The following is an 18,190-nucleotide window of genomic DNA, read 5'->3' as shown; positions in this document are numbered from 1 at the left end:
TTAAGTGAATTATTTATCTATCTCCCTTTAATTTTTTAGATGTGAGCACGTCCCAGATGGAATTCGTTAGAGTTTTATATGCAAGTAAGGCGACAAATATCTATCCTGACCTGAAACAGGATTTATTAACAATTCTTGATACAGCAGTTGATTTTAATTCTCGTAATGATATTACGGGTGTTCTTTACTATGGTCATGGATATTTTGTTCAGTGCTTAGAAGGGCGTAAAAGTATAGTAGATGAACTTTTTTATCAGAAAATTTTAAAAGATGAGCGCCATAAAAACTGCGAAATTTTATTTTATCAAAACTGCGATTTCGGACTATTTAAGCACTGGAATATGAAATTTGCACCCATCAATAAAAGATTGAGTGATTTTTTCCTGGAACATCATAGAGACGATTTTAATCCATTTTTACTGACCACAGACTCAATATCTTCATTCATAACGCTTCTTGCTGCCGAATATGCAACCGAACCCTATGCCTTTGAGCTAAATGATTAAAAGTCAATTGATTCATAGCATGCAATAGGTGAGAAAAACATGAAAATTCAATTGTGCTATGCAAGTTCACGACAAGGCCTGGCTGACGATTTGATTGATGATCTCAGTAATATCCTGACTAGGGCCAGAGACTTTAATGCAAAAAATCTGGTGTTTGGGGTACTGTATTATGCAAATAATGCATATTTCCAATGTCTAGAAGGGGAAGACTTTATTGTTTTACCTCTATTTGAAAGCATCAAAAGAGATCCAAGACATCAGGATATTGTTGAATTTGAAATCAAAAAAATTAGGAAGTACAGCTTTAAGAACTGGTCGATGAAGTATGTTCAAAAAAGCTCAAAGGTCGATATTTTCTTTCATGGTTTAGGCTGCGAAGAATTCATGCCTTCAGTGCTGAATGAGCAAAATGTGCAGGGCATGCTAGAAGCACTTCTGCATGAAAATCAAAGTTATATTCGTAAAAGAGTAGGACTAAACCAGCGCGGTATTCATCCTTATCTTTAAGGTGATTTTTATTAAAAGCCGGGAAGTTTCCGATCAGATGGAGGGTTCAAGAATAACGGACCTTATCTGTCGGGTCGATTTCAATCACTTTGTAAAACTTGTTTTTATAATGAATGACTTTATTGAGATAAGCATTGTCCAGCTCTTCCCAGATATGGAAATTGAAAAATTCTGCTGTTTCAGCATAAATCCATAGCCAGGTTGAGACTTTGCTCTTTTTGGCAGAATCATAAACTGAATCTTGAACTTTCCGGAGTTTATGAATTTTTAATTCTTCGTCCTGAAGAACAACGGCTTTAATCTTCAAAAATAATACCTTTAACAATAGCTGAGCTGCTTAGTTTGTATTTTATACAATTCAAACGGCTGCTCACATTTCAGAATGTAAAGTTAATCTAATAAAAGTTAATGCTACACACTATTTTATGCTGCACATACTTTAATAGATCAGATCAAGATTCATCATTGCTAGTGTGTAGTTAGTCATTTGATTTTTTAACTCTAGATTCTGTTTGTTAACTCTACTGATCATGAATCCTGAGTGAGGGTGTTAAGGAAATTATCTATGACCTGATTGACCTGTTCGGCATGGGTCAGATTCGCTGCATGCCCAGCTTCCGGAATCACGGCCAGTTCTGAATTTAAGCGTAAAGCCATATCTTTAGCGCGGTCTAGCCCAATTGCGATATCCTTTTCTCCATGTATAACAATTGCGGGCAGCTTAAGCTTTGCAATATCTTCAGAAATATCTTTGCGATCTAGCAGCGCATTAAAGGCAGCGGCTAAATTATGCGGTTGCCAGCTTTTCCACTTTTCCTGCCATACAAATCTTTCAGGTGCATCTGCTCCGAGTATGACATGGGCGATAAAGTCAGCGATATCTTGTGTCAGGCCCTGATCGATCCACTGCTCAAACAAAGGTTTGTAATTCATTAATTTTTCAGGGTCTTCTAACTGGGCCTGTGTATCTATCAACACCAGAGCACTTACCCGATCACGATGCTTTAAAGCACAGCGTAGTGATAGATAGCCACCCTGACTCATGCCAACAAGGATGGCTTTCTGTATATTTAATTTATCCAGAATAGCAACCAGATCATCTGCCGAATCATAGTAATTGAATGCTTCAATTGAATCACTGGCTGTTTGACCATGCGCTCTTTCATCCCAGGCTATACAACGATATTTATCTTTAAAGAATTCAATCTGCTGATTGAACATTTCATTGTCCATCAATAAACCGTGGGAAAATATCAGGGTGATCGGACCGCGGCCTGAATCTGTATAGTATAACGATTGGCCATTGTGTATCAGCTTTGGCATGGTTAATTCTCTTGGTGGCTAGATCATATATAAATAAATGAAACTTATGTTTTGATTGTCTTTTTGGTTTTAGACGAGGGGTAAAAGCCCTCTAATGAGGGCCTTTACTGGCTGTGCTGAGGTTGTATATTAATTTTAGATGTTAATGGCCACCACCACAGCTAAAGCCACAACCACCGCCGCGAATCGTGTCATGCTTCGGACTGAGATCAGTTGCCATTGCAGCAGTAGAAATTGCCAGTAATGTAGTGAATGTAAGCAGTATCTTTTTCATGGGAAACCCTCAAGTTAAGATTTTTAAAGTAATAATTAGATTTATAAAAATGTATAAATCATGTGATATATATTGCAATTAAAATGAAATTGTATTGTTACATTTTATGGTAATTGATAATTGGGTTTGTATACAGACCTGTATGTATATTTAATGATTTAGTCAGGGCTTTACTTTAACTTTAATCTTATAAATGCAAGAGCAGGACGTTTTTAGTACTTGTCTCAGATAGAAACCAATTGCCAAGCTCAATACGCCTGGCAGCATACATAAAAAGCTCATGGCTTTGGCTTCCTGGATATTTGTTATGTGCTTAGCAAATAGATGCGGTCCAAAGATCATTCCGGACAAAGCCAGAATAAATCCAATAATAATTAAAAATGCTGACATCTCTGTTATATCCTTTAAGTTTTTTCTGATCAAAATAAGAACTCAAAGACCTAGCCTTATTTGGCTTAACTCAAGAGATATTTTCTGAGCATAAAAGTGATTTCTTAAGCTTTCAGATGAGCATACTCGCTCTTTAGAAATAAATTTGGTTGATCTGTCTGGTGATTATGAATGGCTTATGCAGACTGATTGATGGCGATAATGTATTACTCGTTCCGAAAAAGAACATATTCATACAGAATATTCAAAAGAGATCAACACTATTTCCTTTCAAATCAACGCAATTTTTGACAGAATAGCCTGAGATCAACGTGGTCAGCTCATGCAGAATCACATTGAACAGGTTTGCCTTTATTTTGCAGGAATTTTGCATGCAATATTTTAATCTCCTTATAGAACAGTATGTTGGAATGTATAGCTAATGACAGCACAATATAAGGTGTTATGTGTCTGTTTAGGCAATATTTGCCGATCTCCCACTGCAGAGGCAATTCTCAGACATTATTGTCATGCCCATGGCTTGGACGTGGTGATCGATTCGGCAGGCACCAGTAATTATCATCCCAACAAGGCACCTGATGCACGCAGTCAGCAACATGCAATGCAACGTGGTTATGATCTGTCAGCATTGCGCGCAAGACAAATCCAGTTAGATGATTTTGTGGAGTTTGATCTGATTCTGGCAATGGATCATGAGAACTTTGATGATATTCAGGCGCTGATGCAAAAAGCAACCCAGCAATTTGGTGCAGCGCAGATTCGGGCAAAAATTGCCTTGATGAGTGAACATGATCCTGAATTTGGCCAGCAGGCAGTTCCAGATCCTTATTACGGCGGTGTAGACGGTTTTGATCGGGTGCTGGATCAGTGTGAATCGAGCAGTCAGGCATGGGTCGATATTTTTAAAAAGCAATTAAAAGCAGGGTTATAGGATTTAATTTAACATGCAAGTACAACAGCAGGTTTCGCTTAAGCGTTTAAATACATTAAATCTTAATGCTATTGCTTCACATTATGTCCAGATCAATCAGGCAGATGACATCATTGCAGCGCTGGATTTTGCTGAGCAGCACGGGCTCAATGTGCTGGTACTGTCTGGCGGGAGTAATGTATTACTGCCACAGCATATACAGGCCCTAGTGGTTCATTTGAATATTCAGGGCATTGAAGTTGTTGCTCAGGATGCCGATACGGTTAGTGTTAAAGTGGGTGCAGGTCAGGTCTGGCACGACTTTGTTTTATATAGCACCGAGCAGCAGTGGTTCGGTTTACAAAATCTGGCTTTGATCCCGGGTCTGGTCGGTGCATCGCCAGTCCAGAATATTGGTGCTTACGGGGTTGAAGCAGGAGAGTTTATTGACTCTGTTCAGGTTTACGATCGTCAACTGAAGCAGTTTGATTCGATTCCGGCTCAGGCATGCCAGTTTGCCTATCGTCATAGCATTTTCAAGGATGATCCTAACCGTTACATCATTGTGAGTGTCACTTTTAAATTACTGAAAAAAGCAGATCTCAGATTAAATTATGGGGATTTAAAACAAGCAGTAGGTGATCAGCTCAGTGCAGAAAATTTGCAAAATCAGGTCATCCTGATTCGTCAAAGCAAATTACCCGATCCTAAAGAATTTCCAAATGTGGGCAGTTTTTTCAAAAACCCGGTCTTGTCGCAAACCGAATTTGACAAAATTACTCAACAATTTCCAAACATACCGCATTATCCACAGCCGAACAGCAATGTTAAAGTGGCAGCAGGCTGGTTGATTGACCAAACAGGCTGGAAAGGTAAGCAATTAGGGCCAGTTGGCATGTTTCATAAACAGGCCTTGGTCCTGGTCAACTATGCCGACGCCGCACTCACTGACGTACAAAAAACCTATCAGGCTGTACAAAGTGATGTAAAACAAAAGTTTAGTATTCAGCTAGAGCCTGAACCTGTGTTATATAGTGAATGTGGTTTGATTCAAGCCCATCGTGGATGAGGAGATTTATGGCTAAAGTGCATTGGATGGTCAGTTTAGTACGGGTAATTACCATACTCTTTGTGCTATTGGGCTGTTTTGTACTTTTTTTATATTCGCCTTTTTATTCACAACTGGTGGTGAAAGGGCTGAACCGCTTTGTGCCTGTCGACGTGAATGAAGTCGCTGCACAAAGCCAGAAGCCGGCCGCTTTAAGTGAGCATGAGACTTTGGAACCGGGTTCGAATCTGTGGATTGCACGCCAAGCCTATCTCAAGCTGATGGAAAAGTCCTTTCAGTCTGAACAATCTGAAGATTTAAGGTTAATTCAGGCCCGTTATAAATTGCTTCAACAGCTGATTGCTGAAGAGCAGGAAAAAGAAAGTGCTGAAGAAAAGAAGCAGACAGCTATTCCATTGATGGGGGAGCGAGCTGATCAGGATCAGGCCAGTTCAGCGGTGACCATCACTACACCATTAGACTTTTTACAGTGGAATACCCCGGACAATCAGGCGCTGATGGGTAAATATATGGCTTTTCTTGAGACCTATCCTATTGAGTTACCCGTCAATGAAGAGGATAAGGATGAAACCAATAAAGATCTGGTTGAGCTGAAAAAGAATAAAGACGGTGTACCTGAACCACAAAGTATGTCTCAGCCCAATGCGATTGTGGTGCTGGGTGGTGGTTTAACACTCGGCGCGAACGGTAAAGATATTGTGGTCAACAATTACACCCGTTTGCGTCTGGAGAAAACCCTTGAAGTCGAAAAGCAATATGCTCTACCAATTGTCTTGAGCGGCGTTGAAGCACCCTATATGCAGGCATGGCTCAAAGAGCGCGGTATAGAAGCCAAGCTACTTGAAAATAGAAGTATGAATACCTGTGAAAACACCAGATTCAGCTCGTTATTGCTGCAAAAGAAAGGCGGTGCACCGACAGTGATTCTGATTACCGATGAATATCACATGCCGCGTACCCGCCGTTTATTTGCCTTAAGCGGTATTGAAACGGTTCCTGTGATTGCACCTATGCCAACGACCTTAACAGACTGGCGTCCGAGCGAACAAAACTATGACCACAGTCGCCGAGCGAACTACGAAATGCTGGCTACAATTCGTGATATGTTGATTGGTTCAAGTGATTGTCGAGAGATACCCTAATGTCCAATATTCCATTTTTAAATCCGACAATTCTAAAACAACTGGATTTACCTGTGCCAAATCGGGAAACCACGCCGCAGGTGCTGGAACCTTTGGATTTATCCGTTATTGCTGAACCATCTAAACCACTACAGGCCTATCGTAAACTCTATGGTTTAAACGTGCTGGATTGCGAGCATTGGCAGGGTTATGTGGAAATGCCATTGTTCCGTTTACATGTACAGGTGTTCCAGCCGAAGCAGCAAAAGATTCAGGGTACCGTTTGCCTGTTGCATGGTTATCTGGAACATAGTGGCATCTATCAGCCGATTATCAAGGAAATTCTGGATCAGGGCTTTAGCGTGCTGACCTATGATCTTCCGGGGCATGGGCTGAGCAATGGTTCACCGGCCAGTATTCAAAATTTTGATCATTATCAGCAAGTCTTGCATGCGGTTTATGATGCAGTACGTGGCGCCAGACAATTACCGAAGCCGTGGCTGGGAATCGGTCAAAGTACGGGCGGTGCCATCTGGATGCATCATTTACTGGAATTTGCTGAACGGCGTGAAGACCCGATTGTTGATCGGGTATTATTGCTCTCTCCGTTAATTCGGCCTGCGAAAACGGCATGGTGGCATAACTCGGTCGGGCTGGGCATTATTCGCCGTATCAAGAGTCAGGTACCACGACATTTCCGTCGTAATAATCACAATCCCGAGTTTCTGCGTTTTATCCGTTTAACCGATCCTTTACAGCCTCGTATGATGGGTATGGACTGGATTCTGGCGATGTCGAAATGGATGCTGGAAATGGAACAGCGTCCGGCTTGCCGTATTCCGGTATGGCTGGCGCAGGGAGCGCTCGATCAAACGGTGGACTGGCGTTATAACATTGAATACATCCGCCGTAAGTTTAGACTACAGACCTTGTTGATGTTGGAAGAAGGCTCACATCAGCTGATCAATGAACGGGCAGATATTCGTGCCGCACTCACAGGGCTGATTCCGGCATTTTTGCATGCCAAACCTAACCATTATTATTATTGATTTCGCTTTTTTAGCCATTATTTAAGTGATAGAATCTCGAATATTATAAAAAATATCAATGAATTAGATATTCGGGGAAATCATGAAAAAAGGTACATTAAGGGGTTTTTGTGTCTTGATTCTGCTCGGTGCGACCTTTCCGGTTTGTGCTGAAGAGCTGTATAAATGTGTAACCCGTCAGGGTACAGCCTATCAAAGTCGGCCATGTGCGATTCAGGCAAGCCAGAAAACAGCGTGTACCGGTTCGGCGGCTGATGGCTTTAGCGGTGATTGCCGGCAGCTGCAACAACAACGGCAGCAAGCCATCACGCATGAGAACAATGCTTATACGCAGGATCTGGCAAGCAATACAACCAGAACAGTGACCTCTAGATCCGAATTTCAAAAAACCATACTTGAGTTCAGCCAATGTAAACAACGCATTCAGGCATTGCAGAGATTCGCCCGTTATACAGATCGACCAGCGCAATTACTGGAAAATAATCCTCAGCTGTATGCCGCAAGCGTGTGTACTGAAGATGGGGGAATTTATCTCAGTTGCAATGCCGCTACCAATACTTTGGTGACGCAGACCAGTTCCACCTGTTCAATTAAACGTTAATGACGTTTTGATCTTAAAGTAATTTATTTTCACATATTAAAATAACAAGGAAATGCGCAATGAGAGCAGCATTGATGGTCATCGGGGTAATTTTCGCTGTTTTCTTTTTGTTAAATCGTTGTTCACAGCACGAGTTAACATCAGGACAAGCTGCACAGAACAGTCCAGTTGAACAACGTCAGAACCTTCTGGATCAGATTGTTTTACTACAACCACTTAAACAACATGCAATTAAAGATTACGAAACGATTCAGCAAACGGCCAATGCGACCGTTCAACCTGAAGAAATGCTGGCCACAGTCAGCAGCACATTGTGGTGGAAGCTTCGGGAGATAGTCGAAAAGCAGGCAGATGATGAAGGGCAACGGTTATGGACAAAAGCTTATTTACAGCAACTTTATGATGCCAAACGCAAGGGTGCTTGCTTTCCTATCGCATTTCCGCTGTACGCTAAAACCACAATCGATCAACGAAGAAATTTACTCAGTATTGCTACGCAGCAACAGACCGCTGCCGCACTGAATTATATGTTAACCCATCAAGGTTCACGTTCAGTGGTCGATCGTATGCAAGCGCCACCAGAATGGACTGAAATTGCTGAAAAGTTAAGACAGGATTATGCGGCTGATGCCGATCTGCTCAATGCCGGTGAGACTGCACCAGACAAAAATAAACAGTGTGAAGTCGTGATACGAACGTTCGAATATATTTTGTCTTTACCTGTGGAAAAACAAGGCCCGGTGATTCGCTGGATGCTGGATCGTCATATTGCGGTGAGTGTATTTTAAATGCAAAGATTTGGTAAACATGCTCATCTCAATTTGCATATGAATTGGATTCGAATTTTATTAATAGTGAGTATCAGCATCATCATCACTGCATGTGGTCAGGTGAGGCATGCGCCTAAAGCTGGAGAATATGGCGAAAAGCTGGTGAACTCGATCCTGTTGACTCCGAGTGAGATTCAGGCCTTAAACAAGGCAGTCAGTGATCCTCCAAAAGACACCTTTCAAAGACCGAATGTCGGAATCAGCTTTCAGGCTGATGCAGCCCAAAATCCTTATCGTTTTGTGCTGGTTGTGAAAGGGAGCACCGTGCAAGCCGGAGAAACCGTGTTGAAGTGGATTGGGGGTGTTCAAAGTGAAACTTCAAATGGCTATCATCCTGAAGTCTTTCAAAGCAATGATTCGCATCATTACGATGCCAATGAGCCGATATTGCTGGTGGTGAGCTCAGATCCATTTTCAGTAAGTGAGTCAAATAACGGAATCAATTATGCAGTGCATGCGGAATTGATAGAAGCCTCAAACCTGCAGTTCCAGTCTGTAGAAGTACAAATCTGGCAGGGTAAGGGCTCACAATACAACTGGACTGCTTATCTGAAATTTCTGCTGATCCTGATGCTTGCAATCTTTGGCATTTATCGCTTGATTAGCCGGTAATTGATTTTTATACAAGCCATAAAAAAGCCACTTTAAAGTGGCTTTTTTACATAAATTAGAAATGATTTGGGTCGGCAAGTTTCCACATCCGATAGTAGAAATTGTCTTCATCTTTCAAATCGCCCAGTAACAACTCATTTTCTTTCAGGAAGAAATGGATCTGTGCATAGTTTTTAATTTCACGATCATTCATACGTTGAGCTAAATGGTGTGCCTTGATTTCTGAAGGATGATTTAGGCCAGCAGCTGCAATCATTTCAGAAAGAGCATGCAGGGTATTTTTATGGAAGTTAAAAACACGTTCGGCTTTACTTGGTACATCCAGTGCTTTTTGACGGTCTTTATCTTGGGTGGCAACGCCAACTGGACATTGGTTGGTATGACAGCTTTGTGCCTGAATACAGCCTACCGCAAACATGAAGCCACGTGCAGAATTGACCCAATCTGCGCCCAAGGCAAAAGTGCTGGCAATATCAAAGGCACTGATCATTTTACCACTGGCACCGATCTTGATCTGATCACGTAAACCGGCACCGACCAGGGTATTATGTACAAAACGCAAACCTTCTCTTAACGGTGTACCAATATAGTCGCTGAACTCGATTGGTGCGGCACCGGTACCGCCTTCTGAACCATCAACCACCACAAAATCAGGAACAATTTTAGTTTCCAGCATGGCTTTGACAATGCTCATAAATTGCCACGGCTGACCGATACATAGCTTAAAGCCAACCGGTTTACCACCCGACAGTTCACGAAGCTGCTGGATAAAATGCATCATTTCAATCGGGGTGTTAAAGCTTGGATGCTTAGATGGTGAAATACAGTCATGCTCACGCGAAATACCACGGATTGCAGCAATTTCCTCAGTAATCTTATGCTTTGGCAAAATACCGCCATGACCCGGTTTTGCACCTTGAGACAGTTTCACCTCGATCATTTTGATCTTCGGGTTTTTCGCCTGTTCAGCAAATTTTTCCGGTGAAAACAGACCTTGTGGAGTACGGCAGCCGAAATAGCCGCTGGCAATTTGCCAGACAATGTCACCACCATTTTCTAAATGATAAGGACTTAAGCTGCCTTCGCCTGTGTCATGATAAAACTTACCCAGCGCGGCACCTTTATTGAGGGCACGAATTGCATTGGCACTTAAACTGCCAAAACTCATCGCAGAAATATTCATAATCGATGCGCTGTAGGGCTGGCTACATTGTGCATTACCAATCTGTACGCGGAAGGACGCTGGATCAGAGGGAGGACAAGGTGCAATCGAGTGAACAATAAAACGGTAATTGGGATCATACACATCAATGATGGAACCAAAGGGTTTATCTGCATTCTCATTCTTGGCACGTTGATAGACCAGACTACGTTGCATGCGCGAAAAGGGTAATGCATCCTGATCGGACTCAATAAAGTACTGACGGATTTCCGGGCGGACATCTTCAAAAATAAAGCGGAAATGCCCAAGAATCGGATAGTTTCTTAAAATGGCATGTTTCTTTTGTAATAAATCATGCAGGCCGACCAGGCTGAGTAAACTGCTTACCAGCCAGAGTCCGTTTAACAAGGTGTCTGAAATAAAATAATAAATACTATGCGGGGTATAAATTGTTTTGAACCAGGTAATACTTAAAGCAATGAAAATACAAAGAAACCAAACAGAATGTCTTGAAAAGAAAGTGTTAAGTAATTTATGTCTTATCGCTTGTGCTGGACTAGCCATTGGCAGGAGATTCCTAAAAATAAAGCAACTGACAAACGATGCCAAGAACCTGCCTGAACCACAAGTAACGAATTGTTAGATATGAGAATTATTCTCTTATAAAATAAGTGCGATACCTCTTTATTTGAAGATAAAACGCAAGCTTTAGTAAAGCTAAGATGACTTATTTATGACAAAATATGAATCTGTAGCAAAGCAGCAATAAACAACACAATAAATGTAAGAATGATTACAAATAGAAAAACTGAATTTTAGATAATAAGCCAGAATACAAAAAAGTGGAGGACCCTCGAAATGCCACAATATTTGCGTATTGCTGAAAAAGTTTATAAGAACCTTAAAGACGAAAAAAAGTTTACGCAAGCCCCAGTCGAATATATCAATGATTTACTCAAACAAATCCGTAAAGAGCTGAAGGGTACCGATATGAAGCTTATTTACAATTTTATTGAGTTTAATTCTGGTTTTAAGAACCAGCTTATAGATGGTTACCTGAATATCGATGTCAGTCTGATTCCAAATTATAAATATCAGGATGAATATGTGCTCTGGCTGGCAGGATTTATTGAAAAAATTACCGTCGGTGGGAAAAAAAGGATTCCTCCTATCGTCGATAATATTCCGCCTGAATTTACCGTCACTAGTGATCTCAGGCAGATCAATGTGATGAGCCCAGATAAAAACAGTGAGCAAATTATCTCCTATTTCAAGAGTGGAGATTTTCTAAATGGCTTCAATCAACACTAATTTCAGTGTTACGATCATGAAGGAGTATTGAACCCGTTCAATACTCCTTTCGTAGATAAAAATCAGTTCCAGATAAGAAATAGAGCAAGCTTGTAGAATTTTATATCTGGCTGATTTTTAGTGTAAATTTTTCACTATAGCCCAAAGAGACCAACAATGCCAAAACGTGAAAAAGTATTAACCATATTTGAAGCTTTACGAGAAAGCCATGAAAAGCAAAGAGAGTTTTCTGAAAAGTTAGTGAAAACTTCGGGCGATAGCCCTGAAAGAAGAGAGCTTTTTGATTTATTAAAAAATGAACTATTTGCTCATGCGGTTGCTGAAGATCGCTATCTTTATATTCCATTAATGATGTCTGATGCGGGGCTGAATATTACCCGTCATGCTTTAGCAGAGCACCATGAAATGGATGAGTTGCTCGAACAGCTTACAGAGACCGAGTTTAGTAATCCGGGATGGCTGGCGATAGCCAAGAAATTATCTGAAGTGGTTCATCATCATCTTAAAGAGGAAGAACATAGTTTTTTCCAGCAAGCGGGTAAAATTTTAGTAGATGATCAAAAACTGGAGCTGGCAGAAAAATATCAGGCCGAATATATAAAATATTTAAATAAAGACAAAGATAGTCTGAGCTAAATGTAAAAAAGTTAATGTATTAAGACCCTCTTTATGAGGGTTTTTATTTCATTAAGTTTCTCGATCTATTTCAATATATTTCCTGCTTTACTTTAAATCATCGTCATTAACTTAAAAAAAATTCTTATAACGGTTTTTAACAAAGAAGTTATCTAGTCTAAAACTGTAAAGCGTACATGAATTGAAACTTCTATTTAAGCATAAGGTTTCAAGTAAATTATTTTTTTAAGGAGAATAACCATGACAAATAATGACCAATATGATCGTGAGCGTATTAAGAACTCATCTGATGAAGTAAAAAAAGAATTAAATGCTGATCCAATTACCGGTGAACCAGGTTCGCATCCGGTTGGAACAGGTGTTGGGGCAGCAGGTGGTGCGGTAGCAGGTGCCGCAATCGGTAGTGCAGGTGGACCTGTGGGTACACTGGTAGGAGGTGCCGTAGGTGCCTTTGTTGGTGGTTTAACCGGTAATGCGGTGGGTGAGGCGATTGATCCGACTGTAGAAGATGCCTACTGGCGCGAAAATTACCTGAATCAGCCTTATTATAATGAGGCCAAAGCCAAGTATCCTGATCTGGACTATGATCGTGATTATCGTGGTGCTTATCGGGTAGGCTATGAAAAACGTTATGGCTATGAGCCAGACGTGGCCTTTGAAGATGTTGAACCAGAATTAAGAACACACTGGGATCAAGAAGGGAAAGCGGACTCGCGTTTATCTTGGGATGAAGCACGCCATGCTTCACGAGATGCATGGAACCGGACGACAGATCTATCCAAATAATGGTTTAAAGTTGAAGTCTCCAAGCCCTGTTCTTTAAGAACAGGGTTTTTTTATGTAGTGGTATGCGTAGAAAAAAGAAAACCGCCCGTACAGGCGGTAGCTGAAACTGGTCAGCAAATCATAGAAGTGTGAACGGTCAAGAGCCCACTTCTATTTTCTTGAATTAGTGGCTTTTATTAAATGCTTCCATAAATTCATCTGATTTAAAATAGGAATTAATCAGCTCGCCACTTTTAGAGTATTCTGGCTGAACAGGTGCAGTTTTCTGAGGTGCTTTAGGTGAGGTGTATTTAAATTCTGGAGGAATCTCTTTACGAATAGGCGGGAGCTTTCTCTTTCCGTCGGTGGTAATTCTTTGGATAAAACCTGCTAACCACAAGATGAATTCACCTTCATTTTTTATCGCCGGAATAAGGCTCACATCCAGTTTAACCTTACATTCAGCATTGGGCCTGTTCAGACATTCTTCAAAGTCAATAAAGTTATAAAGTAATTTTAATTTAGACCCTTTGAGTTCTTTTCGAATCTCAATCATTAAATTATTTAAATTTTCTAATGGATCCTGCCGGAAGTCTTTATTTTCCTTTACTTGTCGATAAACTGTTTCAGCTATACGTAAATATTGTGGCATATCTTACTCTCCCGAAATCCAAGCTATGTAGAGATTATGAAGAGTTTTAGGTTTTTTATTGTGAGTGTTGTGCCTGTTCTTGTGAGTAATAGGAGCTTTATGCAACTAAATAGCAGTATTGGAAGAATAACTTAGGTTTGCTCAAGGTGCTGTTCTGTTTTTATCTGTTATCTAGCTTTTTATAATATATAACCCAACAAGGTCTAATATTATTTTTCGCAATATTAGACCTTGCGTTTGTGCTCAATTAGCAATATTCATAAACAATTAATGCTGTAAACTTTTGGTCATTTTCACTGCCATACGAATGACTCATAAATTTAATATTGACCTGATGATTATTCTGGGTAAGTTCATTTCTCAGCCAGTCATTGATGGTGTGTTCTAATGTTTGAATTGAACCCGCTTCAAAAGCTTTGATTTTAGCCATTATTATTTCTCCTTTCCCAAATAATTATGAAAGTATGAGCATATATGCATCGAAATTAATTTCTTTATATCATTTGTTTTGGTTTTGAAAGTTGTTATACCTTTCTATTAACTTGTTTCGAGATATATATTGAATAATATAGAAACACATAGGTTCTGAATTTAATATGTATTTTTCAATAAGTTAAAATGATATTTGGTTGTGGTGTATAATTTTTATAATTACATAAGATTGCATTTCTTAAGAAAAGTAAAAAAAGTAACAGGGAAATTTACATGATTAATCTTCAGTATAGAGGTTGCTTAAATACATTAAGAGGTGCCACATGTTAAAAACGATTTTGACTTTAGGAACTGGTGTTGCTCTAGGTTGTTATTATAAGTCTCATAAAGATAAAAATAAATTATCTGATGAGAAAAAAGATGATGATCTGAGCATGGGCGATAGCGTAAAAGGCAAGAAAGTGCTGAGCAAGTTCCTGAAATAATTTGAAAGGGAAGCTTGTAATCAAGCTTCCCTTATATTAAGCCTAAATTTTGCTAAATATAAAGTCGAGTATAAGTATAAGGAAATAATAGATGAGTACCAAAGATAATCAATTGATCGGTTCCAAGTCCCCTTATAACGCTGAATATGTCCTAGACAGCATGATGGATATCGATGAGTGGGAGCGAGATTCAGCTAAACATCACAAACATTTATCTGAGCGTCGAAAAAGCCGATTGCAACATGAACGTAAAAAGAAGTGTGTGTGGATGATGGATGAATAGAGCAGTTCTTTAAGATTCATCTGAGTTACTCAATTAACCAAGTGAGAGGTAATGAAAAATGAAGAATTTATACGTGAAAAGTCTAGCATTATGTTGTGTATTTGCCTTTGCTGGCTGTGATAAAAACCGGGATGCCGATGATCCAATGACCAAAGGTGAAACCACCACACCTCATTCTATGGAGGCAGCACCTGTAAGCCCTAATAATGAAATGCATGATGATATGCAGCATTCATCAGCACCAGCAATGATGAACGATCAAGGTACATCAGGTGTGCAGACAGGTAATACGACTTCAAATTCAGGACAATCCCCAGCTTCATAAGTCAAAAGACCCGTTGGGAAAAATGACTAAAGTACCAAGCTCATACTTTAGTCATTTTTATTATTGATAGCGGACCAAAAATTAAATAATAGCCTAGACAGTTTTTATTGTGATTTTAATCACATTAAATTGTGTTAATGCATTTTAATTCACTTATCATGTAGTGTTTATGTATATGAAGCTTAAGGGCTATTTCATAACTTAAAACAATATTAACAATTGATTACTGTAAATACTGCAAAATTCCTAAATAGAATATAAAGGAATAATGTCATGCATCAATATTTAAAAATAGCAGAACAAATTTATGATCAGGTTCAAACAAAATATGAGTTCACTGATGATCATGTAGAAGATCTTAATAATTTAATGATTGAGTTAAGGAATGCTGCCAAAGATTCAGATTTTAAAATGCTTTATAATTATATTAATTTCGAAGACTTATTAATGAAATCAAAAGCATTATCGATTGATCTGGACGTGAGTATTTTACCAAAAAGTAAAAATAAAGGCGAATACATACTGTGGCTATCAGGCTTTGTAGAGAAACTGATTGTTTCTACCAAGAAGACTGAAACAAAACTAAAAAATAAGGTAGTGATGCCGAATTATTATTATGATGATTCAGGTAATATTGTGAGTAAAACTAAAAATAGTGGTGAAGAAATTATTTCATACTTTAAAGACAAAGAACCGATTTAATGAAATAAAATAATCTTTCGTATTTTGCCACGATTATTTTGAAACAGGAGTTTTTAAGATGTCGAAACAATATATGTTAAAAGAAGTTGATGCGAGTAGTGAAGCAGGAGATAAAATTATTGTGGAGCAGATTTATGAAAAACTGCCCCCGATAGATGTAAATATAAATGATTTTTCCTGGTCACCTTTATTTAAAGTGGTCATTACCGATAAAGTGATCCCGCTGAATGATGACCTAACCTTTACCCATCCACGGACTGGAAAAGTTTTCCGTATTGGCAGTTGAAAAAATGTGCTGCGCCGTACCGTAAACGAGGCGCCACATTGCACGCTAGTGTGAAGACTCTTTGCTAGTTGATGTGAGGCGTATTTAAAGCCTCTGCCCAATCTTTTCCTTTGCAACGTGGGCATTTTTGCTGCAAATGCTTTAAATGTTGGGTCATACCACAGTACATACACGAATAAAAAAGTGCCGGATTTAGTTGATCTGTCTTTTTATAATGGTTTGGAAATAGTGGCAATCCCCATTTTGTGTCATCATTGGCATAGAACAGCAGACTTAAACAGCCATCAGTTTCAAGCAAAGCGACTTTGACTTGTCCGAGATGTTCAACACTTTGCTGGCGCATTTCTGCAAAAAATTCATCATGGGAATATTTTTCTTTTCTCATATCCTGTATCACCATCAAGCCATCTTCGACAATACAAAGTGGTTTTCCTTCCAGCAGGATTTCCACTTTCTTGCTTTTCATCATGGCCCATGTCACCAGGCGATATAAAATAATGATGGTACACATGACCACGAAAGCTTGGGCAATCGGTGCATCATCAACAAACATTGGATCGCCGGCGGCACTGCCTAAACTCAGAATGATAGCGACCTCAAAGATTGAAAGTTGTCGAATGCCACGTTTCCCAGACAGCTTCAAAAAAATCAGGATAAGCAGAAACATGACACAACAGCGAATGATGATTTCTACGACCAGCTCCCAAGTCGTATCGTGGATGAAAACACCGATAAGATCCATTATTGATTTACTCTTTCTTATAATTTGTAAGTGCTTATATTCTACGCAATAAAAATGAGCTTATGTTTTAAATAAGCTCATTTTTTTATAGGAGAGCAGGGACTACATTTTATCCCAGGCATCTTTGATGGCTTGTTTGGCCTGTTCCCATTTTAATCTTGATTCGGCTTTCAGCTCTTCCCAAGATTCTTTCAGATTGCCTTCTACATCTTCGAACTGGGTATTACGATCGTGTTCAGATCGTGCGCGGCTGCCTAACTCATATGCTTTGGAAAAGTCCCGATCGTAATCGAGGTCTGGTGTATCCAGTGAAGCTTCCTGATAATAAGGACGAGTCACATAGCTTTCACGCCAATGATCATTTGGATCGATACTGGCTTTGTTGCACAAACCTATCTGTAAAGGCTTTTTCAGCGATATAATTTTCAAATGAAGAAGCCTACACACAAAATCTACCGCACAACCAATTGGCCCGCATATAACCGAGCACTCATTAATCGCGGAAATATTGCCCTTTGGTTTGATCCTGCTACGCAATGGTATGCTCCATCAAAAGGCAAACAAGGGCGAAATCAAACCTACTCCGACGCAGCCATCCAATGCTGCTTAATGATTAAATCCTTATTCCGTCTATCTTTACGTATGGTCACTGGCTTTGTGCAAAGTCTGATTAAACTTTGCGGATTAAATTGGACCGCACCAGATTACAGTACGCTTTGTAGAAGACAAAAGCATATTGATATTGCAATCAGCTACCAAAAAAGTAGCGATGGGCTGCATCTACTCGTAGACTCTACAGGGATGAAGTTTCTAGGTGAGGGCGAATGGAAACGCAAGAAACATGGAGCTGAATATCGTCGCCAATGGCGTAAACTACATATTGGTATAGATGCCAAAACCCTACAAATACGCGCTATTCAGCTCACAACCAATAATGTCTGTGATTCACAGGTGCTTGGTGATTTACTTAATCAGATTCCACAAGATGAGCAGATTGACTCTGTTTATACCGATGGAGCTTATGACACCAAGCAATGCCGTCAGGTCATTGCAGATCGGCAAGCACATGCGGTGATTCCACCTAGAAAAAATGCGAAACCATGGAAAGATACAAAGAGTAGCTCGCTAGAGCGAAATGAATTACTTCGAACAATTAAACGTTTAGGTAGGACACTATGGAAAAAATGGTCAGGCTATCATCGCCGAAGTTTGGTTGA

General features: G+C 39.8%; 26 protein-coding genes. 18 read left to right on the top strand and 8 right to left on the bottom strand.

Features of this window, described 5'->3' with window-relative positions:
• The first annotated feature begins 56 nt into the window (after positions 1 to 56).
• Positions 57 to 506, top strand: coding sequence for a BLUF domain-containing protein (locus tag ACINWC323_RS10190; protein WP_009511693.1), 450 nt, complete (start codon positions 57 to 59; stop codon positions 504 to 506).
• A 39-nt stretch (positions 507 to 545) separates the two neighbouring features.
• Entirely contained in the window at positions 546 to 1,013 is a 468-nt protein-coding gene (locus ACINWC323_RS10195; protein WP_009511737.1) for a BLUF domain-containing protein, read from the top strand.
• Between the two features lie 46 nt (positions 1,014 to 1,059).
• On the opposite strand, the gene ACINWC323_RS10200 is transcribed toward ACINWC323_RS10195, so the two are convergent.
• The 3 genes from ACINWC323_RS10200 to ACINWC323_RS20475 form a co-directional block, all read right to left on the bottom strand.
• Positions 1,060 to 1,320 carry a hypothetical protein gene (locus ACINWC323_RS10200; RefSeq protein ID WP_005230041.1) on the bottom strand — a complete coding sequence of 87 codons (261 nt, stop codon included), beginning with the start codon at positions 1,318 to 1,320 and terminating at the stop codon, positions 1,060 to 1,062.
• Positions 1,321 to 1,541: 221 nt separating this feature from the next.
• On the bottom strand, positions 1,542 to 2,336 hold the full coding sequence (locus tag ACINWC323_RS10205; RefSeq protein WP_032881398.1) for an alpha/beta fold hydrolase: 795 nt from the start codon (positions 2,334 to 2,336) through the stop codon (positions 1,542 to 1,544).
• A gap of 142 nt (positions 2,337 to 2,478) precedes the next feature.
• On the bottom strand, positions 2,479 to 2,610 hold the full coding sequence (locus tag ACINWC323_RS20475; RefSeq protein ID WP_009511629.1) for a hypothetical protein: 132 nt from the start codon (positions 2,608 to 2,610) through the stop codon (positions 2,479 to 2,481).
• Positions 2,611 to 3,421: 811 nt separating this feature from the next.
• On the opposite strand from ACINWC323_RS20475, the gene ACINWC323_RS10215 reads away from it, so the two are divergent.
• The 7 genes from ACINWC323_RS10215 to ACINWC323_RS10245 all read left to right on the top strand — a co-directional run bounded on the left by ACINWC323_RS10215 (position 3,422) and on the right by ACINWC323_RS10245 (position 9,192).
• Complete coding sequence (locus tag ACINWC323_RS10215; RefSeq protein ID WP_009511686.1) at positions 3,422 to 3,931, top strand: low molecular weight protein-tyrosine-phosphatase; 510 nt, start codon at positions 3,422 to 3,424, stop codon at positions 3,929 to 3,931.
• A 13-nt stretch (positions 3,932 to 3,944) separates the two neighbouring features.
• Entirely contained in the window at positions 3,945 to 4,979 is a 1,035-nt protein-coding gene (gene murB / locus ACINWC323_RS10220) for a UDP-N-acetylmuramate dehydrogenase (RefSeq protein WP_005285400.1), read from the top strand.
• Between the two features lie 8 nt (positions 4,980 to 4,987).
• Complete coding sequence (locus tag ACINWC323_RS10225) at positions 4,988 to 6,121, top strand: YdcF family protein (protein ID WP_009511624.1); 1,134 nt, start codon at positions 4,988 to 4,990, stop codon at positions 6,119 to 6,121.
• Positions 6,121 to 7,149, top strand: a complete 1,029-nt coding sequence (locus ACINWC323_RS10230) for an alpha/beta hydrolase (protein WP_005230055.1) — start codon at positions 6,121 to 6,123, stop codon at positions 7,147 to 7,149. Before ACINWC323_RS10225 ends, ACINWC323_RS10230 begins: the two co-directional genes overlap by 1 nt.
• A gap of 82 nt (positions 7,150 to 7,231) precedes the next feature.
• Positions 7,232 to 7,750 carry a hypothetical protein gene (locus ACINWC323_RS10235; protein WP_009511643.1) on the top strand — a complete coding sequence of 173 codons (519 nt, stop codon included), beginning with the start codon at positions 7,232 to 7,234 and terminating at the stop codon, positions 7,748 to 7,750.
• Positions 7,751 to 7,809: 59 nt separating this feature from the next.
• Positions 7,810 to 8,538 carry a hypothetical protein gene (locus ACINWC323_RS10240; RefSeq protein ID WP_009511626.1) on the top strand — a complete coding sequence of 243 codons (729 nt, stop codon included), beginning with the start codon at positions 7,810 to 7,812 and terminating at the stop codon, positions 8,536 to 8,538.
• Positions 8,539 to 9,192, top strand: coding sequence for a hypothetical protein (locus ACINWC323_RS10245; RefSeq protein ID WP_009511584.1), 654 nt, complete (start codon positions 8,539 to 8,541; stop codon positions 9,190 to 9,192).
• 55 nt (positions 9,193 to 9,247) lie between these two features.
• Here ACINWC323_RS10245 and ACINWC323_RS10250 read toward each other — a convergent pair whose 3' ends face one another.
• Entirely contained in the window at positions 9,248 to 10,918 is a 1,671-nt protein-coding gene (locus ACINWC323_RS10250; RefSeq protein ID WP_009511669.1) for an FMN-binding glutamate synthase family protein, read from the bottom strand.
• A 294-nt stretch (positions 10,919 to 11,212) separates the two neighbouring features.
• Between ACINWC323_RS10250 and ACINWC323_RS10255 the strand changes: the two genes are divergently transcribed.
• The 3 genes from ACINWC323_RS10255 to ACINWC323_RS10265 all read left to right on the top strand — a co-directional run bounded on the left by ACINWC323_RS10255 (position 11,213) and on the right by ACINWC323_RS10265 (position 13,087).
• The gene (locus tag ACINWC323_RS10255) at positions 11,213 to 11,665 is read left to right on the top strand and encodes a hypothetical protein (protein ID WP_009511604.1); all 453 of its coding nucleotides are present in this window, start codon (positions 11,213 to 11,215) and stop codon (positions 11,663 to 11,665) included.
• Positions 11,666 to 11,821: 156 nt separating this feature from the next.
• A complete protein-coding gene (locus ACINWC323_RS10260; RefSeq protein ID WP_009511573.1) occupies positions 11,822 to 12,301 on the top strand; it encodes a hemerythrin domain-containing protein in 480 nt (159 codons plus the stop codon).
• A gap of 240 nt (positions 12,302 to 12,541) precedes the next feature.
• Positions 12,542 to 13,087, top strand: a complete 546-nt coding sequence (locus ACINWC323_RS10265; protein ID WP_005230070.1) for a glycine zipper domain-containing protein — start codon at positions 12,542 to 12,544, stop codon at positions 13,085 to 13,087.
• A 163-nt stretch (positions 13,088 to 13,250) separates the two neighbouring features.
• On the opposite strand, the gene ACINWC323_RS10270 is transcribed toward ACINWC323_RS10265, so the two are convergent.
• Together ACINWC323_RS10270 and ACINWC323_RS10275 are read right to left on the bottom strand one after the other, a co-directional pair.
• Positions 13,251 to 13,718: a hypothetical protein gene (locus ACINWC323_RS10270; protein WP_009511729.1), complete on the bottom strand. Its 468-nt coding sequence runs from the start codon at positions 13,716 to 13,718 to the stop codon at positions 13,251 to 13,253.
• 247 nt (positions 13,719 to 13,965) lie between these two features.
• The gene (locus ACINWC323_RS10275; RefSeq protein WP_005230073.1) at positions 13,966 to 14,148 is read right to left on the bottom strand and encodes a hypothetical protein; all 183 of its coding nucleotides are present in this window, start codon (positions 14,146 to 14,148) and stop codon (positions 13,966 to 13,968) included.
• Positions 14,149 to 14,473: 325 nt separating this feature from the next.
• Here ACINWC323_RS10275 and ACINWC323_RS20260 point away from each other — a divergent pair, with 325 nt between their 5' ends.
• The 5 genes from ACINWC323_RS20260 to ACINWC323_RS10295 all read left to right on the top strand — a co-directional run bounded on the left by ACINWC323_RS20260 (position 14,474) and on the right by ACINWC323_RS10295 (position 16,231).
• Positions 14,474 to 14,635: a hypothetical protein gene (locus tag ACINWC323_RS20260; protein ID WP_009511715.1), complete on the top strand. Its 162-nt coding sequence runs from the start codon at positions 14,474 to 14,476 to the stop codon at positions 14,633 to 14,635.
• A gap of 91 nt (positions 14,636 to 14,726) precedes the next feature.
• Positions 14,727 to 14,918 carry a hypothetical protein gene (locus ACINWC323_RS10280; RefSeq protein ID WP_009511681.1) on the top strand — a complete coding sequence of 64 codons (192 nt, stop codon included), beginning with the start codon at positions 14,727 to 14,729 and terminating at the stop codon, positions 14,916 to 14,918.
• Between the two features lie 58 nt (positions 14,919 to 14,976).
• Positions 14,977 to 15,243 carry a hypothetical protein gene (locus ACINWC323_RS10285; protein WP_005230077.1) on the top strand — a complete coding sequence of 89 codons (267 nt, stop codon included), beginning with the start codon at positions 14,977 to 14,979 and terminating at the stop codon, positions 15,241 to 15,243.
• A 273-nt stretch (positions 15,244 to 15,516) separates the two neighbouring features.
• Positions 15,517 to 15,945 carry a hypothetical protein gene (locus tag ACINWC323_RS10290; protein ID WP_009511636.1) on the top strand — a complete coding sequence of 143 codons (429 nt, stop codon included), beginning with the start codon at positions 15,517 to 15,519 and terminating at the stop codon, positions 15,943 to 15,945.
• A 58-nt stretch (positions 15,946 to 16,003) separates the two neighbouring features.
• A complete protein-coding gene (locus tag ACINWC323_RS10295) occupies positions 16,004 to 16,231 on the top strand; it encodes a hypothetical protein (RefSeq protein ID WP_005285420.1) in 228 nt (75 codons plus the stop codon).
• Between the two features lie 64 nt (positions 16,232 to 16,295).
• On the opposite strand, the gene ACINWC323_RS10300 is transcribed toward ACINWC323_RS10295, so the two are convergent.
• Positions 16,296 to 16,973, bottom strand: coding sequence for a DUF421 domain-containing protein (locus ACINWC323_RS10300; RefSeq protein ID WP_032881395.1), 678 nt, complete (start codon positions 16,971 to 16,973; stop codon positions 16,296 to 16,298).
• 102 nt (positions 16,974 to 17,075) lie between these two features.
• Positions 17,076 to 17,393: a hypothetical protein gene (locus ACINWC323_RS10305; protein WP_155758130.1), complete on the bottom strand. Its 318-nt coding sequence runs from the start codon at positions 17,391 to 17,393 to the stop codon at positions 17,076 to 17,078.
• A gap of 9 nt (positions 17,394 to 17,402) precedes the next feature.
• Here ACINWC323_RS10305 and ACINWC323_RS10310 point away from each other — a divergent pair.
• The coding region (locus tag ACINWC323_RS10310) for an IS5-like element IS17 family transposase (RefSeq protein ID WP_009507051.1) at positions 17,403 to 18,190 on the top strand (788 nt) is incomplete at its 3' end.

The sequence above is a fragment of the Acinetobacter sp. WC-323 genome (assembly GCF_000314615.1).
Classification (GTDB): domain Bacteria; phylum Pseudomonadota; class Gammaproteobacteria; order Pseudomonadales; family Moraxellaceae; genus Acinetobacter; species Acinetobacter courvalinii.
The sequence above is the reverse complement of the archived record's forward strand: the minus strand, read 5'-3'. Positions and strand labels throughout refer to the sequence as shown.